The sequence below is a fragment of the Verticiella alkaliphila genome, from assembly GCF_018904615.1.
Lineage (GTDB): Bacteria > Pseudomonadota > Gammaproteobacteria > Burkholderiales > Burkholderiaceae_B > Verticiella > Verticiella alkaliphila.
In genome coordinates this window covers 1-209 of sequence record NZ_JADCNH010000118.1, presented here as the reverse complement: position 1 = coordinate 209, position 209 = coordinate 1, and the positions used below count along the sequence as shown (strand labels likewise).

Here is a 209-nt window from a genome sequence, read left to right as displayed (position 1 = left end):
GAACGTGCCCAGTAGCGGGGGATAACTACGCGAAAGCGTAGCTAATACCGCATACGCCCTACGGGGGAAAGGGGGGGGATCGCAAGACCTCTCACTATTGGAGCGGCCGATATCGGATTAGCTAGTTGGTGAGGTAAAGGCTCACCAAGGCGACGATCCGTAGCTGGTTTGAGAGGACGACCAGCCACACTGGGACTGAGACACGGCCC

At 58.4% G+C, this 209-nt stretch carries 1 rRNA gene; it reads left to right on the top strand.

The window, feature by feature from the left end:
* Nucleotides 1-209 (top strand): 16S ribosomal RNA (locus IMZ29_RS22485); the annotation flags it as partial.